This is a genomic window from Pseudomonas sp. MPB03 (assembly GCF_046605385.1).
Taxonomy (GTDB): Bacteria; Pseudomonadota; Gammaproteobacteria; order Pseudomonadales; family Pseudomonadaceae; genus Aquipseudomonas; species Aquipseudomonas zanjanensis.
Genome location: NZ_CP176770.1, coordinates 1,524,054 through 1,545,266 on the forward strand (window position 1 = coordinate 1,524,054; position 21,213 = coordinate 1,545,266).

General features: G+C 60.7%; 19 protein-coding genes. 15 read left to right on the forward strand and 4 right to left on the reverse strand.

Going from position 1 to position 21,213, the window contains the following annotated elements; genetic code table 11:
- Window positions 1–2 precede the first annotated feature (2 nt).
- The 7 genes from ACLH0I_RS06595 to ispD all read left to right on the forward strand — a co-directional run bounded on the left by ACLH0I_RS06595 (window position 3) and on the right by ispD (window position 7,860).
- A complete protein-coding gene (locus tag ACLH0I_RS06595) occupies window positions 3–950 on the forward strand; it encodes an acetyl-CoA carboxylase carboxyltransferase subunit alpha (protein WP_053182408.1) in 948 nt (315 codons plus the stop codon).
- 132 nt (window positions 951–1,082) lie between these two features.
- Window positions 1,083–2,411 (forward strand): tRNA lysidine(34) synthetase TilS, encoded by a 1,329-nt coding sequence (gene tilS, locus ACLH0I_RS06600; RefSeq protein ID WP_411386612.1) that lies wholly within the window; start codon window positions 1,083–1,085, stop codon window positions 2,409–2,411.
- A 274-nt stretch (window positions 2,412–2,685) separates the two neighbouring features.
- The gene (locus ACLH0I_RS06605) at window positions 2,686–4,317 is read left to right on the forward strand and encodes a CTP synthase (protein WP_003184880.1); all 1,632 of its coding nucleotides are present in this window, start codon (window positions 2,686–2,688) and stop codon (window positions 4,315–4,317) included.
- A gap of 4 nt (window positions 4,318–4,321) precedes the next feature.
- Window positions 4,322–5,167 (forward strand): 3-deoxy-8-phosphooctulonate synthase, encoded by an 846-nt coding sequence (kdsA, locus tag ACLH0I_RS06610; RefSeq protein ID WP_053118876.1) that lies wholly within the window; start codon window positions 4,322–4,324, stop codon window positions 5,165–5,167.
- A gap of 249 nt (window positions 5,168–5,416) precedes the next feature.
- Entirely contained in the window at window positions 5,417–6,706 is a 1,290-nt protein-coding gene (gene eno / locus ACLH0I_RS06615) for a phosphopyruvate hydratase (protein ID WP_013692387.1), read from the forward strand.
- 171 nt (window positions 6,707–6,877) lie between these two features.
- Window positions 6,878–7,156 carry a cell division protein FtsB gene (gene ftsB, locus ACLH0I_RS06620; RefSeq protein WP_003184873.1) on the forward strand — a complete coding sequence of 93 codons (279 nt, stop codon included), beginning with the start codon at window positions 6,878–6,880 and terminating at the stop codon, window positions 7,154–7,156.
- Window positions 7,153–7,860, forward strand: coding sequence for a 2-C-methyl-D-erythritol 4-phosphate cytidylyltransferase (ispD, locus tag ACLH0I_RS06625; protein WP_411386613.1), 708 nt, complete (start codon window positions 7,153–7,155; stop codon window positions 7,858–7,860). The genes ftsB and ispD overlap by 4 nt, the downstream gene beginning before the upstream one ends.
- 167 nt (window positions 7,861–8,027) lie before the next feature.
- Here ispD and ACLH0I_RS06630 read toward each other — a convergent pair whose 3' ends face one another.
- Window positions 8,028–8,924 carry a LysR substrate-binding domain-containing protein gene (locus ACLH0I_RS06630; RefSeq protein WP_186705509.1) on the reverse strand — a complete coding sequence of 299 codons (897 nt, stop codon included), beginning with the start codon at window positions 8,922–8,924 and terminating at the stop codon, window positions 8,028–8,030.
- A gap of 107 nt (window positions 8,925–9,031) precedes the next feature.
- Between ACLH0I_RS06630 and ACLH0I_RS06635 the strand changes: the two genes are divergently transcribed.
- From ACLH0I_RS06635 to rpoS, 8 genes are all read left to right on the forward strand, one after another.
- Window positions 9,032–10,144, forward strand: a complete 1,113-nt coding sequence (locus ACLH0I_RS06635; RefSeq protein ID WP_411386614.1) for an S-(hydroxymethyl)glutathione dehydrogenase/class III alcohol dehydrogenase — start codon at window positions 9,032–9,034, stop codon at window positions 10,142–10,144.
- Window positions 10,145–10,152: 8 nt separating this feature from the next.
- Entirely contained in the window at window positions 10,153–10,998 is an 846-nt protein-coding gene (fghA, locus tag ACLH0I_RS06640; protein WP_250965184.1) for an S-formylglutathione hydrolase, read from the forward strand.
- Window positions 10,999–11,041: 43 nt separating this feature from the next.
- Complete coding sequence (gene ispF, locus ACLH0I_RS06645; protein WP_057451684.1) at window positions 11,042–11,515, forward strand: 2-C-methyl-D-erythritol 2,4-cyclodiphosphate synthase; 474 nt, start codon at window positions 11,042–11,044, stop codon at window positions 11,513–11,515.
- A complete protein-coding gene (gene truD, locus ACLH0I_RS06650; RefSeq protein ID WP_411386615.1) occupies window positions 11,512–12,570 on the forward strand; it encodes a tRNA pseudouridine(13) synthase TruD in 1,059 nt (352 codons plus the stop codon). Before ispF ends, truD begins: the two co-directional genes overlap by 4 nt.
- A complete protein-coding gene (surE, locus tag ACLH0I_RS06655; protein WP_186705514.1) occupies window positions 12,558–13,307 on the forward strand; it encodes a 5'/3'-nucleotidase SurE in 750 nt (249 codons plus the stop codon). The genes truD and surE overlap by 13 nt, the downstream gene beginning before the upstream one ends.
- Window positions 13,308–13,348: 41 nt before the next feature.
- Entirely contained in the window at window positions 13,349–13,984 is a 636-nt protein-coding gene (locus tag ACLH0I_RS06660; RefSeq protein WP_170862085.1) for a protein-L-isoaspartate(D-aspartate) O-methyltransferase, read from the forward strand.
- A 211-nt stretch (window positions 13,985–14,195) separates the two neighbouring features.
- Window positions 14,196–15,041 (forward strand): peptidoglycan DD-metalloendopeptidase family protein, encoded by an 846-nt coding sequence (locus tag ACLH0I_RS06665; protein WP_250965180.1) that lies wholly within the window; start codon window positions 14,196–14,198, stop codon window positions 15,039–15,041.
- A gap of 106 nt (window positions 15,042–15,147) precedes the next feature.
- Complete coding sequence (gene rpoS, locus ACLH0I_RS06670) at window positions 15,148–16,155, forward strand: RNA polymerase sigma factor RpoS (RefSeq protein WP_003198289.1); 1,008 nt, start codon at window positions 15,148–15,150, stop codon at window positions 16,153–16,155.
- A gap of 1,185 nt (window positions 16,156–17,340) precedes the next feature.
- Here rpoS and fdxA read toward each other — a convergent pair.
- The 3 genes from fdxA to ACLH0I_RS06685 all read right to left on the reverse strand — a co-directional run bounded on the left by fdxA (window position 17,341) and on the right by ACLH0I_RS06685 (window position 21,110).
- Window positions 17,341–17,664 carry a ferredoxin FdxA gene (gene fdxA, locus ACLH0I_RS06675; RefSeq protein ID WP_250965178.1) on the reverse strand — a complete coding sequence of 108 codons (324 nt, stop codon included), beginning with the start codon at window positions 17,662–17,664 and terminating at the stop codon, window positions 17,341–17,343.
- 142 nt (window positions 17,665–17,806) lie between these two features.
- Window positions 17,807–20,374: a DNA mismatch repair protein MutS gene (gene mutS / locus ACLH0I_RS06680; RefSeq protein ID WP_411387467.1), complete on the reverse strand. Its 2,568-nt coding sequence runs from the start codon at window positions 20,372–20,374 to the stop codon at window positions 17,807–17,809.
- A gap of 382 nt (window positions 20,375–20,756) precedes the next feature.
- Window positions 20,757–21,110 (reverse strand): DUF6124 family protein, encoded by a 354-nt coding sequence (locus tag ACLH0I_RS06685; RefSeq protein WP_411386616.1) that lies wholly within the window; start codon window positions 21,108–21,110, stop codon window positions 20,757–20,759.
- Window positions 21,111–21,213 lie beyond the last annotated feature (103 nt).

Sequence of the window (21,213 nt, forward strand, 5' to 3'; positions counted from 1 at the left end):
CTATGAACCCGAATTTTCTAGATTTCGAACAGCCGATCGCCGACCTGCAAGCCAAGATCGAAGAGTTGCGCTTGGTCGGTAATGACAATTCGCTGAATATCGGCGATGAAATCTCTCGTCTGCAGGACAAAAGCCGCACGCTGACCGAAGACATCTTCGGCAAGCTCACCAGTTGGCAGATTGCCCGCCTGGCGCGGCACCCTCGTCGTCCCTACACCCTGGACTACATCGACCACATCTTCACCGAGTTCGATGAGCTGCACGGCGACCGTCACTTCTCCGACGACGCCGCGATCGTCGGCGGCGTTGCTCGCCTGGACGACCAGCCGGTGATGGTCATCGGTCATCAGAAAGGTCGCGAAGTGCGTGAGAAGGTACGCCGCAACTTCGGCATGCCGCGTCCGGAAGGCTACCGCAAGGCGTGCCGCCTGATGGAAATGGCCGAGCGCTTCAAGATGCCGATCCTGACTTTCATCGACACCCCGGGTGCCTACCCAGGCATCGATGCCGAAGAGCGCAACCAGAGCGAAGCGATTGCCTGGAACCTGCGCGTCATGGCGCGGCTGAAAACCCCGATCATTGCCACCGTGATTGGCGAGGGCGGTTCCGGCGGTGCGTTGGCCATCGGTGTCTGCGACCAGCTGAACATGCTGCAATACTCCACTTACGCGGTGATCTCGCCGGAAGGCTGCGCCTCGATCCTGTGGAAAACCGCCGAGAAGGCGCCGGATGCCGCCGAAGCCATGGGCATTACCGCCGAGCGTCTCAAGGGGCTGGGCATCGTTGATAAAGTGATCAACGAGCCAGTGGGCGGCGCCCATCGCGACCCAGCCGCAGCCGCTGCACTGATCCGTGCGGAGCTGAGTTCGCAGCTGTCGATGCTCAAGAAGTTCGACAACGACGCGTTGCTGACCCGTCGCTATGAGCGGTTGATGAGCTACGGTCTCTGATCGAACGCTGTACCCTGTGTGGGAGCGAGCTTGCTCGCGATAACGGTTTAACATTCAACCGATAAGTTGACTGATACGCCGCCATCGCGAGCAAGCTCGCTCCCACATTTGATTGTGTGAAGGCCAGTTTCCATGAATCAGCTCAGGATTGATCTGCCAACCCGGCTCCTCACACAGTTATCCCCCTGGCGCAACGCCGCTACCTGGCGCATCGCCTTCTCCGGTGGCCTCGACTCCACCGTCCTGTTGCACCTGCTCGCGACCCTTTCGCAACACCACGCCTTGCCCGCGCTGAGCGCCATCCATGTGCATCACGGCCTTCAGGCTGTGGCCGATGCGTGGCCGGAGCATTGCCGTTCGGTCTGTGCGGCCCTGGGCGTGCCATTGGACGTGGTGCATGTACACGTGCGTCCCGGCGCCAGTGTCGAGCGCGCCGCCCGTGAGGCGCGTTACGCCGCCTTCGTCGCGGCGATCGGCAGCCATGAAGTGCTGCTCACCGCCCAACATCGTGATGATCAGGCAGAGACTCTATTGTTTCGCCTGCTGCGGGGGGCGGGGGTGAGGGGGCTGGCGGCGATGCCACGGCAACGTCCATTGGGCCAGGGGCATCTGCTGCGGCCGTTGCTCGATGTGTCCCGCGTGGAGCTGGAAGCCTATGCGGCGCAGCAAGGCTTGAGCTGGATCGACGACCCGTCCAATGACGATCACCGGTACGCGCGCAATTACCTGCGCCAGCGGGTTTTTCCGATGCTGGCCGAGCACTGGCCGCAAGCCTCGTCAACCCTGGCTCGCAGCGCAGCGCACATGGGCGAGGCCCAAGGCTTGCTGGACGACTTGGCGCGGATCGACCTGGCCCAGGCCGCCACCCCGTGTGCGTTCGACTGGCTTGGGTTGCAATCCCTGGCGCTGGCGCCTTTGCGGGCGTTGTCGCCGGCCCGTCAGCGCAATGCCTTGAGCCACTGGCTGGCGCCGCTGACCCTGCTGCCCGACAGCGATCACTGGGCGAGCTGGGATTCGTTGCGCGATGCCGCGGACGATGCCCGGCCAGTCTGGCGCCTGGCCGGCGGCGAGTTGCACCGGGCCGGCGGGCGGGTCTGGTGGTTATCCGACCATTGGCTATCCTCGCCGCCAGGCGCCGTCGACTGGGCGGATCCGACGGTTGCGCTGCGCTTGCCGGGCAATGGTCAGCTGGTGCTCAACGGCAAGCCGCCTGCGGGACCGCTTAGCGTGCGCTATCGTCAAGGCGGCGAAGTGATGGTGCTACCTGGCCGTGGTCATCGTGATCTCAAGCGTTTGCTCAACGAAAAGGGCGTGCCGGCGTTCGTTCGCGACCGATTGCCGCTGCTCTATCAGGGCGAGCAATTGCTGGCGGTGGCCAACCTGGCCGGCCTCGATGCACAGGCTGATGGCAGTTGGCAATTGATCTGGACGCCAGGAAACCAAGATCTGGGTTTGAGCTGAAAGGGGCTTTCCGGTAGACTACGCTCCCTTCTTGATACAACTTCTGTGGATTCGCCTGAATTGCAGGAGTTGCCGATTACCAAGCAGTCTTTGCTGGGCGATTCCAAAAAATGTGTAGCGAGCAACGTACCGGTGATTTCACTTCCGGTCTGTCCCAACGCGGCGGTTTTTTTGAAAGGTGCACTGTGATTAATGCAGGTGATCGGGGGCTTCGGCCTTCCTTCGCTTTCCCCGGCGGCTCGGACCGCTTTAACGCAGACTTCTAGGGTTTTTCATGACGCGCTACATATTCGTCACGGGCGGTGTTGTTTCTTCATTGGGGAAAGGCATTGCCTCGGCTTCATTGGCGGCCATCCTGGAGGCGCGGGGACTTAAGGTCACCATGCTCAAGCTGGACCCGTACATCAACGTCGACCCGGGCACCATGAGCCCGTTCCAGCACGGTGAAGTGTTCGTCACCCACGACGGCGCCGAGACCGACCTGGACCTGGGCCACTACGAGCGGTTCATCCGCACGACCATGACCCAGAACAACAACTTCACCACCGGCCGTGTCTACGAACACGTGCTGCGCAAGGAACGTCGTGGTGACTACCTGGGCGCGACCATCCAGGTCATCCCGCACATCACCGACGAAATCAAGCGCCGCATCATCAAGGGTGCCGGCGACGCCGACGTGGCGATGGTGGAAATCGGCGGTACCGTGGGCGATATCGAGTCCCAGCCGTTCCTCGAAGCCATCCGCCAGTTGCGTTTCGAAATCGGCGCCAAGCGCGCGATGCTGATGCACCTGACACTGGTGCCGTACATCGCCACCGCCGGCGAAACCAAGACCAAGCCTACCCAGCATTCCGTCAAGGAACTGCGTTCCATCGGCCTGCAGCCGGACGTGCTGATCTGCCGCTCCGATCACCCGATCGACATTTCTTCGCGCCGCAAGATCGCCCAGTTCACCAACGTCGAAGAGCGCGCGGTCATCGGCCTGGAAGACGCCGACACCATCTACAAGATCCCGGGCATCCTGCATTCCCAAGGCCTGGACGACTTCGTCGTCGAGCGTTTCGGCCTGCAATGTGCCGGTGCCGACCTGTCCGAATGGGACGCCGTGGTCGATGCCAAGCTCAATCCGGAACACGAAGTCACCATCGCCATGGTCGGCAAGTACATGGAGCTGCTGGACGCCTATAAGTCGCTGATCGAAGCGATGAGTCACGCCGGTATCAGCAACCGCACCAAGGTCAACCTGCGCTACATCGATTCCGAAGACATCGAGAACCAGGGCACCGGCCTGCTCGAAGGCGCCGATGCGATCCTCGTGCCGGGCGGCTTCGGCCTGCGGGGCGTGGAAGGCAAGATCACCGCCGTGCAATACGCTCGTGAAAACAAGGTGCCTTACCTGGGGATCTGCCTGGGCATGCAAGTGGCGGTCATCGAGTTCGCCCGTAACGTGCTGGGCTGGAAAGACGCCAACTCCACCGAATTCGATCGCGCCAGCGGCCATCCGGTCGTCGGCCTGATCACCGAGTGGGAAGATGCCACCGGCGCCGTGGAAGTGCGTACCGAAAGTTCGGACCTGGGCGGCACCATGCGTCTCGGTGCCCAGGAGTGCCTGCTCGAAGCCGGCTCCAAGGTGCACGATTGCTACGCCAAGGATGTGATCGTCGAGCGTCACCGTCATCGCTACGAAGTGAACAACAACCTGCTGCCACAACTGATCGAGGCCGGCCTGAAGATTTCCGGTCGTTCCGGTGACGGCGCGCTGGTGGAAGTGGTCGAGTCCCCGGACCATCCATGGTTCGTCGCCTGCCAGTTCCACCCCGAGTTCACCTCGACACCACGGGACGGTCATCCGTTGTTCAGCGGTTTCGTGAAGGCCGCTTTGGCTCAACACCAGAAAAAGGCATAAGACGATGGCCCAGAAAATCATCCGCGTCGGCGATATCGAGATTGCCAACGACAAGCCCATGGTGCTGTTCGGCGGCATGAACGTACTGGAAAGCCGCGACATGGCGATGCAGGTCTGCGAGGAGTACGTGAAGGTCACCCAGAAACTGGGGATCCCTTATGTGTTCAAGGCCAGTTTCGACAAGGCCAACCGCTCGTCCGTGACGTCCTACCGTGGCCCGGGCCTGGAAGAAGGCATGCGAATCTTCCAGGACATCAAGCAGGCCTTCGGCGTGCCGATCATCACCGACGTCCACGAGCCTGCCCAGGCCGCGGTCGTCGCCGAGGTCTGCGACATCATCCAGTTGCCGGCCTTCCTGTCGCGCCAGACCGACCTGGTGGTCGCGATGGCCAAGACCGGCGCGGTGATCAATATCAAGAAGGCCCAGTTCCTCGCGCCCCAGGAAATGAAACACATCCTGAGCAAGTGCGAAGAGGCTGGCAACGACCAGTTGATCCTCTGCGAGCGTGGTTCGAGCTTCGGTTACAACAACCTGGTGGTGGACATGCTCGGCTTCGGCATCATGAAGCAGTTCGAGTACCCGGTGTTCTTCGACGTGACCCATGCGTTGCAGATGCCTGGTGGTCGTTCCGACTCCGCTGGCGGTCGTCGCGCCCAGGTCACCGACCTGGCCAAGGCCGGTATCAGCCAGTCCCTGGCAGGGCTGTTCCTCGAGGCCCACCCCGATCCGGACAACGCCAAGTGCGACGGCCCTTGTGCCTTGCGCTTGAACAAGCTGGAACCTTTCCTGTCTCAGCTCAAGTCCCTGGATGAGCTGGTCAAGGGTTTTCCGACGATAGAAACCGCGTAACGCGGTTTTCTCCGGTAAAGTACCGCTCGATTATCGCTCTGGCCTGCTGGCCGCACTGCTCTTGTGGGAGCATGGCTTGCCAGCGATGGTGCCCTGAGGCCTCCATCGCCGGCAAGCCGCGCTCTTGTGGCGAGGGAGCTTGCTCCCGCTGGAGCGCGAAGCGCTCCCATTCGGTCTCTTGACTGAATCGCAACTGAGAGCGAGCACGTTTTCTGCAACGTTCTAGTCAACTTTGGAGTGTTTACAACAATGGCAAAAATCGTCGACATCAAAGGTCGTGAAGTTCTCGACTCCCGTGGCAACCCCACTGTTGAAGCGGACGTGCTTCTCGACAACGGCATCATCGGCAGCGCATGCGCGCCGTCCGGTGCTTCCACTGGCTCGCGCGAAGCGCTGGAGCTGCGTGATGGCGACAAGAGCCGTTACCTGGGCAAGGGCGTGCTCAAGGCCGTTGCCAACATCAACGGTCCGATCCGCGAACTGTTGCTGGGCAAGGACCCTGCCGACCAGAAAGCCCTCGATCATGCGATGATCAAGCTCGACGGTACCGAGAACAAAGCCACCCTGGGTGCCAACGCAATCCTCGCCGTGTCCCTGGCCGCCGCCAAGGCTGCCGCCCAGGACCAGGACCTGCCGCTGTACGCGCACATCGCCAACCTCAACGGTACTCCAGGTGTCTATTCGATGCCGGTGCCGATGATGAACATCATCAACGGCGGCGAGCATGCCGATAACAACGTCGACATCCAGGAATTCATGGTGCAGCCGGTTGGCGCCAAGACCTTCTCCGAAGGCCTGCGCATGGGCACCGAGATTTTCCATCACCTCAAGGCCGTGCTGAAAGCCCGTGGCCTGAGCACCGCCGTTGGCGACGAAGGCGGTTTCGCACCGAACCTGGCGTCCAACGAAGACGCGCTGAAAGTGATCTCCGAAGCCGTGGCCAACGCTGGCTACAAGCTGGGCACCGACGTCACCCTGGCCCTGGACTGCGCCGCCAGTGAGTTCTACGAAGACGGCAAGTACAACCTGTCCGGCGAAGGCCAGGTGTTCACCGCCGAAGGTTTCGCCGACTACCTCAAGGGCCTGACCGAACGCTACCCGATCATCTCCATCGAAGACGGCCTGGACGAGTCCGACTGGGCCGGCTGGAAAATCCTCACCGACAAGATCGGCGAGAAAACCCAGCTGGTGGGTGACGACCTGTTCGTGACCAACACCAAGATCCTGAAAGAAGGCATCGACAAGAAGATCGCCAACTCGATCCTGATCAAGTTCAACCAGATCGGCACCCTGACCGAAACCCTGGAAGCCATCCAGATGGCCAAGGCTGCCGGCTACACCGCCGTGATCTCCCACCGCTCCGGTGAAACCGAAGATTCGACCATTGCCGACCTGGCCGTGGGCACCGCGGCAGGCCAGATCAAGACCGGTTCGCTGTGCCGCTCCGACCGCGTTTCCAAGTACAACCAACTGCTGCGTATCGAAGAGCAGTTGAATGGCAAGGCCAAGTACAACGGTCGCGCCGAGTTTCGCGGTTAAGCGGTAAATGGTAAAAAGACAGCGGGTTAGGTCGTAAAGGTCGCCATGACGGCGGTTTTGCCTCTAACCTGATGCCTTATCAAGCACAAGCCTGGGTTCTCCAGGCTTCGTGCTATCAGACGCTTCAAAGTTTGGCATGGCGGTCTTTTTTCACTGGATACCTGATATTCGATGCGCAGTCCCAATTGGTTGTTTCTTGTCTTGCTCCTGTTGCTGGCCGGCCTGCAGTACCGCCTGTGGGTGGGTAATGGCAGCCTGGCGCAAGTGGCCGACCTGACTCAGCAAATTGCCGATCAACACGCTGAGAACGAGGCGTTGCTGGAGCGTAATCGGGTGATGGACGCCGAAGTGACCGAGTTGAAAAAAGGCATGGAGACCGTTGAAGAGCGGGCTCGTCATGAATTGGGCATGGTCAAGGAGGGCGAAACCCTCTACCAGTTGGCCCAATGAGCATTCGTCTACCGGCCTTCTGGGCCGTGATTCCTGCCGCGGGCGTTGGTGCCCGGATGGCCGCCGACCGTCCCAAGCAATACCTGCAGTTGGGCGGACGCACAATTCTCGAACACAGCCTCGGCTGTTTCCTCGATCACCCCACCGTCAAGGGTGTGGTGGTCAGCCTTGCCCACGACGATCCTTACTGGCCGACCCTGGCCTGTGCCAGCGACACACGCATCCAGCGCGTCGACGGTGGCGAGCAACGTTCGGATTCGGTGCTCAATGCCTTGTTGCATCTTCACGAGCAGGGCGCCGATGATTTCGATTGGGTGCTGGTGCACGACGCCGCCCGGCCCAACCTGTCCCGGGACGACTTGGACACATTGCTTGGCGAGTTGGTGAACGACCCGGTTGGCGGCCTGCTGGCCGTCCCGGCGCGCGACACCCTCAAGCGCGTCGACAAGCATGGCCGTGTGCTGGAAACCGTTGATCGCAGCGTGATCTGGCAAGCCTATACGCCGCAGATGTTCCGCCTCGGTGCCTTGCATCGGGCCCTGGCCGACAGCCTGGTGGCGGATGCGGTGATTACCGACGAAGCCTCTGCCATGGAATGGGCGGGGCAGGAGCCTCGGTTGATCGAAGGGCGCTCGGATAACATCAAGGTCACCCGGCCGGAAGACCTGGAGTGGTTGCGTCAGCGGTGGGCGAATCGGCGTTAAGCTGGATCTGTTTGCTCATTGGATCGTCATCGTCTGGGCCGGCGCCATCGCGAGCAAGCTCGCTCCCACAGGGTTTATCGTCGAATGATGGACGTGTGTTCACACCGGTCCACTGTGGGAGCGAGCTTGCTCGCGATGACGTCACCCCAGGCAACGAAGAACTCTAATCATCCCCGATATTCAGGCCGCTCAGCCAACCCCCCCTTCAAATAATCCACTAACTTGCGCACCTTGGGCGATAGGTGCCGCTGCTGCGGATATAGCGCCCAGACGGCCGTATTCGGCGGTTGATGCGCTTCCAGCAGCGAGATCAACGCACCACTGTGCAAATGTTCCAGCACGTAATAGTCCGGCAATTGGCACAAGCCCACCCCTTGCAGCGCTGCATCGAGCACCGCTTGCCCACTGTTGCAGCGCCAGTTTCCCTGGACTCGCTGGGAAAACTCCCGCCCGTTCTGCTCCAGTTGCCAGATGTCGGAGCTGCCGATCAGGCAATTGTGGCGGCTCAGCTCCGACACGCTATGGGGGCGGCCGTAGCGTTCCAGGTAAGAGGGTGAGGCGCACAGGTACATGCGTCGCGGTGCCAGGCGCGTGGCGACCAGGCGCGAGTCCTGCAAGCGGCCAAGGCGAATCGCCAGGTCCAGGCCTTCATGCACCAGATCCAGCGGGCGATTGCTCAGCTCGATGTCGACCCGCAGCTGCGGATAAAGCCCCATGAACCGCGTCACCAGCGGCACGATAAACCGCTCGCCATAGGCCACGGCACAGGTCATGCGCAGCATGCCCTTGGGCTCACTGGTCAGGTCGCCGACGGCTCGCAGTGCTTCCTCGCGTCCGTCCTGCAGGCGCTGGCAATGCTGCAAAAAGGTTTGTCCGGCTTCGGTCAGCGTCACGCGGCGGGTACTGCGGTAGAGCAAGCGCGTCTGTAGACGCTCTTCAAGCCGTACGATTTGTCGACTGATATGGGAAGACGACACCCCGAGGCGTTCGGCGGCGGCAGTGAATTGGCTGCATTCGGCCACGGCGACAAACTCGTCGATGCCTTCCCAGCGGTTATCAGACATGCAGGATTATCCCTATGCAGCAATAATGTTTTGCTTTTGGCTGGATTATTCATTGTCCGGCGGAGGATTACACTCCCGGTCTTGTTTTTATTTGCTGGAGAATCCGGATGATCAAGTCGCGCGCTGCCGTTGCCTTCGAGGCCAAGAAACCCCTGGAAATCGTTGAAGTCGACGTGGCCATGCCCAAGGCGGGCGAAGTGCTCTTGCGCGTGGTGGCTTCCGGCGTCTGCCACACCGATGCCTACACCTTGTCGGGCGCCGACCCGGAAGGAATCTTCCCGTCGATCCTGGGCCATGAAGGCGGCGCCATTGTCGAAGCCATCGGCGAAGGCGTGACCTCGGTGGCGGTGGGTGACCATGTGATCCCGCTGTACACGCCGGAGTGCGGCCAGTGCAAGTTCTGCAAGTCGGGCAAGACCAACCTCTGCCAGGCGATTCGCGCCACCCAGGGCAAAGGCCTGATGCCGGACGGCACCTCGCGCTTTTCCTACAAGGGCGAGACGATTTTCCACTACATGGGCACCTCGACCTTTTCGGAATACACCGTGCTGCCAGAAATCTCTGTCGCCAAGATTCCAAAAGAAGCGCCGCTGGAAAAAGTCTGCCTGCTGGGTTGTGGCGTCACCACCGGCATCGGCGCGGTGCTCAACACTGCCAAGGTCAAGCCGGGTGACACCGTGGCGATCTTCGGCCTGGGCGGCATCGGCTTGTCGGCCGTGATCGGCGCCGCGAAGGCCAAGGCCGCGCGCATCATCGCCATTGACATCAACCCGGCCAAGTTCGAAATCGCCAAGCAACTGGGCGCCACCGATTGCGTCAACCCGAAAGACTTCGACCGTCCGATCCAGGAAGTCATCGTCGACATGACGGACGGCGGCGTGGACTTTTCCTTCGAGTGCATCGGCAATGTCCAGTTGATGCGTGCCGCCCTGGAGTGCTGCCACAAAGGTTGGGGCGAGTCGGTGATCATCGGCGTGGCCGGGGCCGGCCAGGAAATCGCCACCCGTCCATTCCAGTTGGTAACCGGGCGCGTCTGGCGCGGTTCGGCCTTTGGCGGCGTGCGTGGTCGCAGCGAGTTGCCAAGCTACGTGGAAATGGCCGAGAAGGGCGAGATCCCGCTGGATACCTTCATCACCCACACCATGGGCCTGGAAGATATCAACAAGGCGTTCGACCTGATGCATGAAGGCAAGAGCATCCGTACCGTAATCCATTTCTGAGGTCGGTCATGAGTCTGGAAAACATCTCTTGCCAGAAAAGCTTCGGCGGCTGGCACAAGCGTTACCGGCACCGTTCCGATGTGCTGGGTTGTGACATGGTGTTTGCCGTGTACCTGCCGCCGCAAGCCGAGCAGGGCGGCAAGTTGCCGGTGCTGTATTGGCTGTCCGGGCTGACCTGCACCGACGAGAACTTCATGCAAAAGGCCGGCGCCCAGCGCATGGCCGCCGAGCTGGGCCTGATCATTGTCGCGCCGGACACCAGCCCTCGTGGCGCCGACGTGCCCGGCGACCCGGACAATGCCTGGGACTTCGGCCTGGGGGCAGGTTTTTATCTGAACGCCACGCAGGATCCGTGGGCGCGGCACTATCGGATGCATGACTACGTGGTGCAGGAATTGCCGGCGCTGGTCGAAGCGCATTTCCCGGCTTCGGACAAACGCGGCATCAGCGGTCACTCCATGGGCGGCCACGGTGCGCTGGTCTGCGCCTTGCGCAACCCGGGGCGTTACCGTTCGGTGTCGGCTTTTTCGCCGATTAACAACCCGATGGATTGCCCATGGGGCCAGAAGGCTTTCTCCCGTTACCTGGGAGAAGACCGCTCGAAATGGCGGGAATGGGATGCCTGTGCATTGATTGCCGAGGCGCAGGAGAAGCTGCCTTTGCTGGTAGACCAGGGCGATCGCGATGATTTCCTGGCCAACCAACTCAAGCCCGAAGCGTTGCAACAGGCGGCCAAATCCGCCGATCATCCGTTGGAGCTGCGCCTGCAACCAGGCTATGACCACAGCTACTTCTTCATCGCCAGCTTCATTGACGACCACTTGCAGCATCATGCGCGCGCTCTAAACGCCTAATGCAGGTAGAATCACGCCCTGACAAAAATCGGGGCGTTTTTTTATGCGTATTGGCCACGGCTACGATGTTCACCGTTTCGCTGAAGGCGACTTCATTACTCTGGGCGGCGTGCGGATCGCACACGGCTTCGGGCTGCTCGCGCATTCTGACGGTGATGTCCTGCTGCATGCCTTGAGCGATGCATTGCTCGGTGCCGCAGCCCTGGGTGACATCGGCAAGCACTTCCCCGACACCGACCCGCAATTCAAGGGTGCCGATAGCCGCGTGCTGTTGCGCCATGTGGTCGCGCTGATCCATGCCAAGGGCTGGAAAGTCGGCAATGTCGATAACACCATCGTGGCCCAGGCTCCAAAAATGGCCCCGCATATCGAGGCGATGCGCCAGTTGATCGCCGAGGATCTCCAAGTTGAGTTGGACCAAGTGAACGTGAAAGCCACCACCACCGAGAAGCTGGGTTTCGTCGGTCGCGAAGAAGGCATTGCCGTCCACTCCGTTGCCTTGTTGCTGCGCCCATGACCGAACTGGAATTGTTGGGGCCGCGGGCCTACGGCGAGTCGTTGGGCAGCGCAATACTCAAGGCCAGCGCTGAAGATTTCCAGGTCGATGAAGTGCTCGACATCCCGTTGACCGGCGATGGCGAACACTTGTGGATCTGGGTTGAAAAACGCGGCTTGAATACCGAAGAGGCCGCCCGTCGAATCGCCAAGGCCGCCGGTGTGCCGTTGCGCACCGTCAGCTATGCCGGGCTCAAGGACCGTCAGGCCCTGACCCGCCAATGGTTCAGTGTGCAATTGCCAGGCAAGGCCGATCCCGACTTGTCGGCGGCAGAGAACGACACGCTGAAAATCCTCAAGACCGCACGCCATCGGCGCAAGCTGCAAAGGGGGGCGCACTCGGCCAATGGTTTTACCTTGCGCCTGACTCAATTCAAGGGCGACGTGGCGGCGATCGACGCGCGTCTGCAACAGATTGTCCGTCAGGGCATCCCCAACTATTTTGGCGCCCAGCGCTTCGGCCATGACGGCGGCAATGTCGTCGATGCTCGTGCCTGGGCCGCGCGCAAGGCGTTGCCGGAACAGCGCAATGTGCGCTCGCGGCTGTTGTCCACCGCCCGCAGTTTCCTGTTCAACCGGGTGCTGGCGGCGCGGGTCGTCGACGGGACCTGGCAGCGTGCCCAGGTAGGCGATCTACTCGCCTTCACCGACAGCCGCAGTTTCTTCCCCGCCGGGGAGGCTGAGTGCAGCGATCCGCGCCTGGCGATTCTCGACTTGCACCCGACCGGACCCCAGTGGGGCGAAGGACCTTCGCCCGCCGCTGGCGTGGTCTTCGAGTTGGAGCAGGCTATCGCCGAAGGCGAAGCGGATTTGCGCGACTGGTTGATAAACGCGGGAATGAGTCACGAACGTCGCATCCTGCGACTGCCCATTGGCGGGCTGTCGTGGCATTATCCCGAGCCTGACATTCTGCAACTGGAATTCGTCCTGCCGGCCGGATGTTTCGCCACTGTCTTGGTGCGCGAACTCGTCGATCTGGTGCCGGTGGGGCAGACGGACAGCCCATGCGTATTCTGATTTCTAACGACGACGGGGTGACAGCACCCGGTCTTGCCGCGCTTTATGCTGCGCTGGCGGATTTTGCCGAGTGCGTGGTCATCGCCCCGGACCAGGACAAAAGCGGCGCCAGCAGCTCGCTGACGCTCGACCGTCCTTTGCATCCCTGCTATCTGGACAACGGTTTCATCAGCCTCAACGGCACCCCGACCGATTGCGTGCACCTGGGCCTCAACGGCTTGCTGGAGCGTGAGCCGGACATGGTGGCCTCGGGCATCAACCTGGGGGCCAACCTGGGGGATGACGTGTTGTATTCCGGCACGGTTGCCGCTGCCCTGGAAGGTCGCTTCCTGGAAAAGCCGTCGTTCGCCTTTTCGTTCGTATCCCGGCAGGTCGATAACTTGCCGACCGCCGCCTACTTCGCCCGAAAACTGGTCGAAGCCCATGGCGAGTTGGACTTGCCGCCACGCACGGTACTGAACGTGAATATCCCCAACCTGCCGCTCGATCACATCCGTGGCATCCAACTCACGCGCCTGGGCCATCGTGCCCGCGCCGCCAAACCGATGCACGTCGTCGACCCGCGCGGCAAGGCCGGTTACTGGATCGCCGCCGCCGGCGATGCCGAGGATGGCGGGCCGGGCACTGATTTCCATGCGGTGATGCAAGGTTATGTCTCGATCACGCCGTTGCAACTCGACCGTACCTTCAACGATGCCTTCCGAAGTCTCGATGGCTGGCTGGAGGGGCTGCGCTGATGGCTCGTGAGCAAGACGATATGCTGCGCCGTGGAATCGGCATGACCTCCCAGCGCACCCGTGAACGACTGATCCAGCGTCTCTACGAAGAAGGCCTGTCCAACGCCCAAGTGTTGGAGGTGATCCGCCGCACGCCGCGTCATTTGTTCGTCGATGAAGCCCTGGCCCATCGCGCCTATGAAGACACGGCGTTGCCGATTGGCCACAACCAGACCATTTCCCAGCCGTACATGGTGGCCCGCATGAGCGAGTTGCTGCTGGAGGCGGGACCGCTGGACAAGGTGATGGAGATCGGCACCGGTTCGGGTTACCAGACGGCGGTGTTGTCGCAACTGGTCGAGCGGGTGTTTTCCGTGGAGCGGATCAAGGTCCTGCAGGATCGCGCCAAGGAGCGCCTGGTGGAGCTGAACCTGCGCAACGTGGTGTTTCGTTGGGGCGATGGCTGGGAAGGTTGGCCGGCCTTGGCGCCCTACAACGGCATCATCGTCACCGCCGTGGCCACCGACGTGCCTCAAGCCCTGTTGGATCAGCTCGCCCCCGGTGGACGGCTGGTCATCCCGGTGGGTGCCGGCGAGGTTCAGCAACTGATGCTGATCGTGCGCGAGGAACACGGTTTTTCGCGACACGTCTTGGGGGCGGTGCGGTTTGTGCCGTTACTCAATGGACCGTTGGCCTGAGCATTTATATACAGACGCTGAATTCCGTGGCAACGCCTGTGTCTTACAGCGGTATCGATTCGCTGAACAGAGCCCAATGGCGTCGAGCAAACGTGTGCGGTGGTGAATTGCGCTTCATTAATAGAGGCGCAGTCGTCGCCAGCTATATTTGTATGAACGCTGCCTGGACAGGCAGCCTCCAATTTTTCAGCCACCACAAAGGGAGCGGCGGGTGAGTCTCACAGTCATTGCGCAGCGTATGGGTATCACGAGCTTTCAGCGCCTGGTGACTGGCCTTGTCTTGAGCACTTTGCTGGTCGGTTGTTCCAGTACGCCGTCGAGCAATGTCCGGGTTGTCGATCGCAACAGCGCAACACCTCAACGTCCTACGGTAACGACCGGCCAATATGTAGTCCGTCGCGGCGATACGCTGTTTTCCATCGCTTTTCGCTACGGCTGGGACTACAAGGCCCTCGCGGCGCGGAACAACATTCCTGCGCCTTATACGATTCACCCCGGTCAGACGATTCGCTTCGATGGCCGTAGCGGTTCAACGCCTACCGCGGTGGTGACGCAGTCGGGTTCGACGCCTTCATCGTCGAGCAAAACCACAGTCATCCGCCGGCCAGCGGGGGCTGGAACGGCTGTAGTACCGTCCGTCGCGAGCAAACCGACCCCTGTTCCGATGCCTCCCGCAGGCCCCGCCCCGACAGGCTGGGGATGGCCTTCTAATGGCGTTCTCATTGGAAAATTCTCTTCAAACGGTAGTTTGAATAAAGGAATTGATATCGCCGGGGATTTGGGACAGCCTGTTTTAGCTGCGTCTGATGGCACGGTTGTGTACGCCGGGAGTGGTTTGAGGGGCTACGGCGAACTCGTCATCATCAAACACAGCGATACCTACGTCAGTGCCTACGGTCACAACCGCAGGCTGTTGGTTCGGGAGGGGCAGCAGGTCAAGGTCGGACAGACAATTGCCGAAATGGGATCAACGGGAACAGACCGGGTGAAACTGCATTTTGAGATTCGCCGGCAAGGTAAACCAGTCGATCCGCTGCAATTCCTGCCACGTCGTTGATTTGATTGTCAGCCTGTTCCGTCACGTAGAGGGAACAGGCTCCAGCGTTGCCAAGGATAAAGGCGTCGCTCGAGCTTGAGGTCGAACTCACCAAAGGACTATAACAATGGCTCTCAGTAAAGAAGTGCCGGAGTTTGACATCGACGATGAGGTTCTCCTTATGGAGACCGGCATCGCTATGGATTCGATGTCGAATGATGAAGGGGCGACTCCACCTTCCGTTCGTGCCAAATCCAAACACTCCGCTTCACTTAAACAACATAAGTACATCGATTACACCCGGGCGCTGGACGCCACTCAGCTGTACCTCAACGAAATCGGTTTCTCGCCACTGCTCTCCCCCGAGGAAGAAGTTCATTTTGCGCGGCTGTCGCAAAGTGGTGACCCGGCCGGTCGAAAACGCATGATTGAAAGCAACCTGCGCCTGGTGGTGAAAATCGCTCGACGCTACGTCAATCGCGGGCTTTCGCTGCTGGACCTGATCGAAGAGGGCAACCTGGGCCTGATTCGCGCCGTCGAGAAATTCGACCCTGAGCGCGGCTTCCGTTTCTCGACCTACGCCACCTGGTGGATCCGCCAGACCATCGAACGGGCGATCATGAACCAGACCCGGACGATCCGGTTGCCGATTCATGTGGTCAAGGAACTGAACGTCTACCTGCGGGCTGCCCGTGAGTTGACCCAGAAACTCGATCATGAACCTTCACCTGAGGAAATCGCCAACCTGCTGGAAAAACCGGTGGGTGAGGTCAAGCGCATGCTTGGGCTTAACGAGCGGGTTTCCTCGGTGGACGTTTCCCTGGGGCCGGACTCGGATAAAACCTTGCTGGATACCCTCACGGACGATCGGCCCACTGACCCGTGTGAACTGCTTCAGGATGATGACCTGTCCCAGAGCATCGACCAATGGCTCTCGGAGTTGACCGACAAGCAACGGGAAGTGGTGATTCGCCGCTTTGGCTTGCGGGGGCACGAAAGCAGCACGCTTGAAGATGTCGGGCTGGAGATTGGATTGACGCGTGAGCGGGTCAGGCAGATCCAGGTTGAAGGTCTCAAGCGTTTGCGGGAGATCCTGGAGAAGAACGGTTTGTCGAGTGAGTCGTTGTTTCAGTAACACCCAGGTAAGTGCAGCAGAAACGCGCCCTGACTGGCGGTGATGCTGTGCAGTTTGAAAAAGCGGTGCTTCCCAGAAATGGGAAGTGCCGTTTTTTTGGGCTTGGGTTTAGGGGGATATCCGTTTCAAAACGGGGTGGCCTTGTAGCCGACCTGGTTCTTGGTGAGACCGCGTTTCCCCTGTGGAGCGGGCTTGCTCGCGAAGGCGGCGTTACAGTCGATGATGATTGAATGTACTGGCCCCATCGCGAGCAAGCTCGCTCCCACAAGGGGACTGGGTGCGCATGAATTTTATGTCTGCTGAAAATCCAATGTGGGAGCGAGCTTGCTCGCGATAGCGGTGGCTCAGCCACATCAGTGCCGGCCTGTGCCCCGCTCTTGCTCTTGCTCTTGCTCTTGCTCTTGCTTTGGATCTTGATCTTGATCTGGGCGCCCCGTTAAACCACGCTGGCCGAACGCAGGCATTGAGGAGTGGGCATCCCGGCATGGATGCCGGGATAGCCGCGCTGGGCCATGGATGGCCCTTCGCGGCGGCCCACGGAGCAATGCCGGAGTGAGGGCACACCGAGCCTAGGCGAGGTGCCGAGTGGTGGGGCAAAGCGCTTTTGGTTACTTTTGGCGCTCTTCCAAAAGTGACCCGCTGTAAGAGCGGAACCGCCAGTGGCCGTTACCGCAGCAACGGATATACACACCAACCTTGGCCCCCCTTCGTAAAACGATAGACCAACAGGTTCGAAGCTTCTGCGTTTCCAGAGGGTCGCTTCCCCAACCCAGCTCCATTTATAGGTTCAGCTTGTAAGCTTTTGCCGAGTGTTACGTAAGCGATCGGTTCCCCTGCACCGGGACAGACCGCTATAAACGCCGTGATCTTTTCGTATTCACCTGATTTATAAGGGAAATTATTTGGTGAACATAGTGTGACAGAGCAACCCACCTGTATCACCCGCGTTGCACTCGCCTGGGAAGACACTAATATCAGCCCTGTGTCGACGGACAGACACACCCGTCAAGGACGATGGGAAGGAAGGACATCGCAGGACGCGATTCATCAGGACGATGAATAGGATTAAAGGGATTAGGGAAAAAATGTGGGCGGGTCAAACCGCCCCTTTTTTTTGCCTGCGATTTCTTGATCCGAAAAAGCAAAAAGGCCCGCAAGGGGCCTTTTCGACGAACGCAGGGATGATCAGCGTTCCAGGTCTGCGATCTTGCCAGTCTTGCCATCCCACTCTTCGGCGCCTGGCATAGGGTCTTTCTTCTCGGTGATGTTCGGCCAGATGTCCGCCAGCTCGGCGTTCAGCTCGATGAAATTTTCCATGCCAGCGGGCACTTCATCTTCGGAGAAGATGGCCACGGCAGGGCATTCCGGTTCACACAGGGCGCAGTCGATGCACTCGTCCGGGTGAATGACCAGGAAATTCGGCCCTTCGTAGAAGCAGTCCACCGGACACACTTCTACGCAGTCGGTGTACTTGCACTTGATGCAGTTGTCGGTGACGACGAAGGTCATTTCTAATTCTCTCCTCAGGCGGCTGTCGCGAAGCCCCTTCACGGCGGGGTCGCGAGGTTTGGGAGCGGTAGTCTGCGAACCAGGCTAATAGCCCGCAGCATCCCAAACCGCGCGAGATTCTAACAGCTTGAAAGCCTGTGCGTTAGATCCGTGTCTTCAATGTATAGAGCAATTCGAGTGCCCGACGTGGCGTCAGGTCGTCCACATCGAGCTTGGCCAGTTCATCGAGCACCGGATGCGGCAGGCTGGCGAACAGGTCGCTTTGCTGTGGCGCGGCCGGTTTGCCTTTGGTCGGGCGTGGTGCTTCGTGGGGCAGGCTGGTGGTTTCCAGGCGGCTCAGGTGCTCGCGGGCACGGCTGATCACTTCGCTCGGCACGCCGGCCAGTTGCGCCACCGCCAAGCCGTAGCTCTGGCTGGCCGGGCCGGGCAGCACGTGGTGCAGGAAGACGATGCGCTCGTTGTGCTCGGTGGCGTTGAGGTGAACGTTGGCCACCAGCGGCTGGCTTTCCGGCAACACGGTGAGTTCGAAGTAATGGGTGGCGAACAGCGTGTAGGCCCGCAGGTGCGCGAGGCGTTCGGCCGCGGCCCAGGCCAGGGACAAGCCGTCGAAGGTGCTGGTGCCGCGGCCGACTTCGTCCATCAGCACCAGGCTGCGTTCGGTGGCGTTGTGCAGGATATTCGCGGTTTCGCTCATTTCCACCATGAATGTCGAGCGTCCACCGGCCAGGTCATCACTGGAGCCGATCCGGGTAAAGATGCGGTCCACCAGGGACAACTCGCAACTGGCCGCCGGAACGAAGCTGCCAATGTGGGCCAGCAGCACGATCAACGCGGTCTGGCGCATGTAGGTGGATTTACCGCCCATGTTCGGACCGGTGATCACCAGCATGCGGGTGTTGTCGTCCAGGCTCAGGTCGTTGGCCACGAACGGCGTGGTCAGGACTTGCTCGACCACGGGATGACGACCCTGGCTGATGCGCATGCATGGTTCGCTGACGAAGCGTGGGCAGTTGAGGTCCAGGTTGAGCGCGCGTTCAGCCAGGTTGCTCAGCACGTCCAGTTCCGCCAGGGCGCCGGCGGTGTCCTGCAAGGGCGGCAATTGGCTGATCAGATCCTCGAGCAGCGCTTCGTAGAGCATCTTTTCCCGGGCCAGGGCGCGACTCTTGGCCGACAGCGCCTTGTCTTCGAACGCCTTGAGTTCCGGGGTGATGAAACGCTCGGCGCCCTTGAGGGTCTGGCGGCGGACGTAGTCGGCCGGGGCTTGCTCGGCCTGTTTGCTTGGCAGTTCGATGAAGTAACCGTGAATTCGGTTGTAGCCGACCTTGAGGTTGGCCAGTCCGGTGCGGGCTTTTTCCCGGGCCTCAAGGTCGATCAGGAACTGGCCGGCGTTCTCGCTCAGCGCTTGCAGCTCGTCGAGTTCGGCGTCGTAGCCGGTTTTCAGCACGCCACCGTCACGGATCACCGCCGGCGGGTTGTCGATAATGGCTTTTTCCAGCAGCGCGGCCAGCTCCGGGTAGGTGCTGGTGGTGCGTGCCAGTTGTTGCAGGTGCGGCGCTTCAAGGTCGGTCATCGCCACCTGCAGTTCAGGCAGCGCGCCGAGGGCATCGCGCAAGCGCGCCAAGTCACGGGGACGGGCGTTGCGCAGGCCGATACGGGCGAGGATCCGCTCGATGTCGCCGATTTCCTTGAGCTGCGGTTGCAGCTGCTCGAAGCGATAGCGGTCCAGCAGGCAAGTAATGGATGACTGGCGCGCTGTCAGTACCGTCAGGTCCCGCAGTGGACGGTTCAACCAGCGGGTCAGCAGGCGGCTGCCCATGGCGGTCTGGCAGCGATCAACCACCGATTGCAAGGTGTTGTCGCGCCCACCGGCCAGGTTGGTGTCCAGCTCCAGGTTGCGTCGGCTCGCGCCGTCCAGCACCACGGTGTCATCCAGGCGCTCGTGACGCAGGCTGCGCAAGTGGGGCAGGGCGGTGCGCTGGGTTTCCTTGGCGTAGGCCAGCAGGCAACCGGCCGCGCCGATGGCCAGGGTCAGGTTCTCGCAACCGAAGCCCTTGAGGTCCTGGGTGGAAAACTGCTGGCAGAGACTTTTCAGCGCCGAGTCGCGCTCGAAATCCCACGGTGCCCGCCGACGTACGCCACGGCGTTTTTCCGCCGGCAGGTCTTTAGGCCAGTCATCGGGAATCAACAGCTCTACCGGATTGACCCGCTCCAGCTCCGCCAGCAGGTTTTCCCAGCCCTTGATTTCCAGCACCGAGAAATTGCCACTGGTGATGTCCAGGACCGCCAGGCCGAACAGGCGTTCGTCGCCCAGCACCGCGGCGATCAGGTTGTCCCGGCGTTCATCCAGCAAGGCTTCGTCACTGACTGTACCCGGTGTGATGATCCGCACGACTTGGCGTTCCACAGGCCCTTTGCTGGTGGTCGGGTCGCCGACTTGCTCGCAGATCACCACGGATTCGCCGAGCTTGACCAGCTTCGCCAGGTAACCTTCCGCCGCGTGGTAAGGAATCCCACACATCGGTATCGCCATGCCCGCCGATTGCCCACGCGCCGTCAGGGTGATGTCCAATAGCTTGGCGGCTTTCTTCGCATCCTCGTAGAAGATCTCGTAGAAGTCCCCCATGCGGTAGAACATCAGCTGATCGGGGTGCTGGTTCTTCAGGCGCCAGTATTGCTGCATCATCGGCGTGTGGGAGGACAGGTCGTTCACGGCGGTATTCATGGGTGTCAGGGAAGCTCGTTGAAAGGTGTGGGGCAAAAGGAGGGGCATTGGCCCGGCTTTTCCGCGATGGGCGCAAGGTTAACATGGGCGGTCTGGTGCTACCCATATGTGAGTGGTTTTCAGGACTGTGTGCTTATCCGTTTTTTCGGTAACGGCTACTTAGGGTTGCCCTGACGGCGGGGCACTTTTGAAGAGCCCGCAAGCCGGCCCGTCTCTCCGGCTGTACCCGATCCAATTGTGGGAGCGAGCCTGCTCGCGATGACGGCTGCCAATACAACTTAGTTGTAACTGGACTACCGCTATCGCGAGCAAGCTCGCTCCCACAGTGATGACTCGGGTTTCTCTTAGGTCTTGGCTTGCATCATGAGTGCTACCTCACCTCAACCACATCCAACGCCCGGTTCGCCAACAACTGGCTCAGCTCGATCATCTGTTGAACCCCCAGCAAGATATTCCGCCGCGAGCCTTTCAGGTCGAATGCCAGGTCACTGACCATGGCATTGGCCGAGGCCAGGGTTTCGCTGAGGTTGGCGAGCAGGCATTCGGCGTCGACGTTGGGGGCGATGATGAAAAGGGTGTCGGGCGTGTCAGCGGTTTTCTTGTCGGTTTTCGGTTTGAGGTAATAGTCCAGGGCGCGGGTGGCCGCGTCGTCGAGTTTCTTGGCGTTGGCCGATTGGCTGCGGGAGACGTGATCGTCTGGGGGATTTGGAGTGTTCTTGCTCATGATGCTTGGATCCTCGAAGTGGGAGCCATCACCGATTCGCTACTAAACGAAATGGGTGGCAGCTGTACGCAGGTTAGTAGACCGGGGATCCAAGAAACCGGCG

What these genes read in the sequence shown, in the direction of transcription:
- ACLH0I_RS06595 (WP_053182408.1), top strand. Translation starts at nt 3, where the DNA reads ATGAACCCGAATTTTCTAGATTTCGAACAGCCGATCGCCGACCTGCAA.
- tilS (WP_411386612.1), top strand. Translation starts at nt 1,083, where the DNA reads ATGAATCAGCTCAGGATTGATCTGCCAACCCGGCTCCTCACACAGTTA.
- ACLH0I_RS06605 (WP_003184880.1), top strand. Translation starts at nt 2,686, where the DNA reads ATGACGCGCTACATATTCGTCACGGGCGGTGTTGTTTCTTCATTGGGG.
- kdsA (WP_053118876.1), top strand. Translation starts at nt 4,322, where the DNA reads ATGGCCCAGAAAATCATCCGCGTCGGCGATATCGAGATTGCCAACGAC.
- eno (WP_013692387.1), top strand. Translation starts at nt 5,417, where the DNA reads ATGGCAAAAATCGTCGACATCAAAGGTCGTGAAGTTCTCGACTCCCGT.
- ftsB (WP_003184873.1), top strand. Translation starts at nt 6,878, where the DNA reads ATGCGCAGTCCCAATTGGTTGTTTCTTGTCTTGCTCCTGTTGCTGGCC.
- ispD (WP_411386613.1), top strand. Translation starts at nt 7,153, where the DNA reads ATGAGCATTCGTCTACCGGCCTTCTGGGCCGTGATTCCTGCCGCGGGC.
- ACLH0I_RS06630 (WP_186705509.1), bottom strand. Translation starts at nt 8,924, where the DNA reads ATGTCTGATAACCGCTGGGAAGGCATCGACGAGTTTGTCGCCGTGGCC.
- ACLH0I_RS06635 (WP_411386614.1), top strand. Translation starts at nt 9,032, where the DNA reads ATGATCAAGTCGCGCGCTGCCGTTGCCTTCGAGGCCAAGAAACCCCTG.
- fghA (WP_250965184.1), top strand. Translation starts at nt 10,153, where the DNA reads ATGAGTCTGGAAAACATCTCTTGCCAGAAAAGCTTCGGCGGCTGGCAC.
- ispF (WP_057451684.1), top strand. Translation starts at nt 11,042, where the DNA reads ATGCGTATTGGCCACGGCTACGATGTTCACCGTTTCGCTGAAGGCGAC.
- truD (WP_411386615.1), top strand. Translation starts at nt 11,512, where the DNA reads ATGACCGAACTGGAATTGTTGGGGCCGCGGGCCTACGGCGAGTCGTTG.
- surE (WP_186705514.1), top strand. Translation starts at nt 12,558, where the DNA reads ATGCGTATTCTGATTTCTAACGACGACGGGGTGACAGCACCCGGTCTT.
- ACLH0I_RS06660 (WP_170862085.1), top strand. Translation starts at nt 13,349, where the DNA reads ATGACCTCCCAGCGCACCCGTGAACGACTGATCCAGCGTCTCTACGAA.
- rpoS (WP_003198289.1), top strand. Translation starts at nt 15,148, where the DNA reads ATGGCTCTCAGTAAAGAAGTGCCGGAGTTTGACATCGACGATGAGGTT.
- fdxA (WP_250965178.1), bottom strand. Translation starts at nt 17,664, where the DNA reads ATGACCTTCGTCGTCACCGACAACTGCATCAAGTGCAAGTACACCGAC.
- ACLH0I_RS06685 (WP_411386616.1), bottom strand. Translation starts at nt 21,110, where the DNA reads ATGAGCAAGAACACTCCAAATCCCCCAGACGATCACGTCTCCCGCAGC.